Origin of the sequence: Desulfosarcina sp. (genome assembly GCF_046496365.1) — a bacterium.
In the GTDB taxonomy this organism is placed as follows: Bacteria; Desulfobacterota; Desulfobacteria; order Desulfobacterales; family Desulfosarcinaceae; genus Desulfosarcina.
In genome coordinates, this window is record NZ_JAWOHB010000087.1 from 1 (window position 1) to 3,058 (window position 3,058).

Annotated in this window: 2 protein-coding genes; both read left to right on the top strand. The window is 55.2% G+C overall.

Annotated elements, in window-relative coordinates:
- On the top strand, window positions 1-1,215 hold a 1,215-nt coding region (locus R6V78_RS07200; protein ID WP_410288659.1), incomplete at its 5' end, for an ATP-binding protein.
- Between the two features lie 963 nt (window positions 1,216-2,178).
- Window positions 2,179-3,058, top strand: an 880-nt coding sequence (locus R6V78_RS07205) for a YHS domain-containing protein (RefSeq protein ID WP_410288660.1), incomplete at its 3' end; no start/stop codon positions are given.

Sequence of the window (3,058 nt, forward strand, 5' to 3'; positions counted from 1 at the left end):
GCCCGCGGTACCCTGGTGGACCTCACTGCGCAAAAGGAAGCCGAGGCGGAAAAGGAAAAACTTCAGCAAAAACTGCTTCAGGCCCAAAAGATGGAATCGGTGGGCCGCTTGGCCGGAGGGGTGGCCCATGATTTCAACAACATGCTCAGCGTGATCCTCGGCTACACCGAGATAGGCTTGGAGCAGGTCGAGCCGGACCACCCGCTGCATGCCGGTTTGCGTGAAATCCAGAAAGCCTCCAGGCGATCCGCCGACATTACGCGGCAACTGCTGGCCTTTGCCCGCAAACAGACCATCGCCCCCAAGGTGCTCGATTTGAACGCCACCGTCGAAGGGATGCTCAAGATGCTGCGGCGGCTCATCGGCGAGGACATCGACCTGGCCTGGCAGCCGGCGACCAACCTGTGGCCGGTGCGGATGGACCCGTCTCAAGTCGATCAGATTCTGGCCAATCTGTGCGTCAACGCTCGCGACGCCATCACGGACGTGGGTAAAATCACCATCGAAACGGGAACGGCAACGCTGGATGAAGGCTATTGCGCCGACCACCCGGGTTGTGTCCCCGGCTACTTTGTGATGCTGATGGTCAGTGACGACGGCTGCGGCATGGACCAGGAGATTCAAGCCAGTCTGTTCGAACCCTTTTTCACCACCAAGGGCGTGGACAAGGGCACCGGTCTGGGCCTTGCCACGGTCTACGGCATCGTCAAGCAGAACAACGGCTTTATCGATGTCGCCAGCCAGCCGGGCCAGGGGACGATTTTCAGAATCTACCTGCCGCGGCATGAAGGACCGCTGACGCCGGTCCTTTCCAAAGATCCGTTGACGCCCGATGCCCAGGGCAGCGAAACCATCCTGCTGGTAGAGGACGAACCGTCGATCTTAAGAATGACCCGAATGATGCTTGAGCGGATGGGCTACAAGGTCCTTACGGCCGGCACACCGGGAGAAGCGATCGCTCTTGCCCGTGAACACGCCGGCGAGATTCACCTGCTCATGACCGATGTGGTCATGCCCGAGATGAACGGCCGGGACCTGGCCAGAAACCTGCTGTCGCTTTATCCGAACCTCAAGCGATTGTTCATGTCCGGCTATACAGCGAATGTGATCGCCCACCATGGCGTATTGGATGAAGGCGTGCAGTTTATTCAGAAACCGTTCGCAAAGCAGGATCTGGCAATCAAGGTTCGGGAGGTGCTGGATGAAGCGAAATAGGCAACTCAAGGATAATTTTCCTATCTTTCACCCATGGTGGCCCTCCACACACGCAGCACTACCCGGCGAAGGTGTGAATTGGAATGCGTCGCCTAATAACGATTCAGCCATGATATAACAGGCGCTCGGGCGACTTCAGAACCGGTACAGCTGCAACTCATCAATGAAACGGTGGTGTTCCTACCGGTCCACCGACACCGTTGATCCCCCATCGGAAAAACGGGGCTTGACCATCCGGGACTCATCCGCGTAGGTGCACCCGTACACCCGGCCGAAGAACTGCTTTACCAGGTATGTCACGCGATCCTTTCCATATCCCCAGTCCGGCACGATGATGTCAGGCTTGAACGACCGGATGAAGCGCTCGATCTTCTGGTGCTCTCCAGCGGTTCCTTGGAGTCTTCGACTACCCTGTGTAGTGATAATTGGAATTGGCCCTTCCAACACCTGTATGGCGACATTGGCAAGCTAACACGCGAATCGGTGGGGTCATTTTTTAGGGGATAGCCACCTCTTACTTGCAGAACCACATAATTCCGGACGACCGAACTGCGTAAAATCTCAATCGAGCCACTGAAACAAAAAGTATTTCTTAGTCCTTTGGTATGCAGCCTTACGATCAACAAATTTCCATCCCAATTTCAAGCCGCCACCACCATTTGCCCCCATAACTTCCAGACCACCCGAAAAGGGTCATATGTGACCATTGGTTAAATAGGACCCTTTTATTTGCCAGTGCATTCCTGCGCCAAATGGCGTTAACCAACTAAATATATATATAAACCATCATAAGGGTGATATCTCCCTATCTATAGATGTCTGGCACAAAGATTGTATCAACATGAGGTAGTGAATGGCAGCACAAGGGTTCCCGTGGACCCCACTCCAACGCCGGCATGCATCTTCCATTCGAGCCGATGGCGATGAAAATTTGAGCCCGCCAATGTTTATCAAGGAAAGAATATGAGTCAGGAGAACGAACAACATCAGCATGATCAAACACCCCACCCGGACAAACCGGCAGAGGAAAATGGCCTCAAAGATCCGGTCTGTGGCATGCACGTCGACAAGGATACCCCCTTTCAAACCGAACAGGGGGGAGAGAAAATCTATTTCTGCAGCGAAAGTTGCCTGATAAAATTTCAGAAAAATCCCTCGGCGTACCAGGCAAAACCTGAACATCCTGCCACGGGTGATCAACCGGAATCCCATGCGCCCCGCAAAGGGACTGATCTTTACACCTGTCCCATGCACCCGGAAGTGGAGCAGGCCGGGCCGGGCAGCTGCCCGAAATGCGGCATGGCCCTGGAACCAAAGGGTGAGGCGGGTCAGGAGGAAGAAAACCCGGAACTGGCCGACATGCGCCGCCGATTCTGGGTCAGCCTGGTCCTTACGCTTCCGGTCTTTATTGTGGCCATGGGGGACATGATTCCCGGTAACCCATTGGCACGGGTAGCATCGAAAAATCTTCTTATATGGGTTGAACTGTTGTTGGCGACACCGGTCGTCTTCTGGGGCGGCTGGCCATTTCTGGTACGGGGCTGGCAGTCTGTCGTATCCTGGAATCTCAATATGTTCACCCTGATTGGATTGGGCGTGTCGGTTGCTTACCTCTACAGCCTGATCGCGGCAATCATCCCTGAAATTTTCCCGGCCTCCTTCAGGGGAAAAGAGGGTACGGTGGCTGTCTATTTTGAAGCGGCGGCCGTCATCACCACCCTGATTCTGCTGGGGCAGGTGCTGGAATTGAAGGCCCGCAGCCAGACGAGCTCAGCCATCAAGGCCCTGCTGGGGCTGGCTCCTAAAACCGCCAGAATCATTCGGGATGACGGCGCTGAAGCGG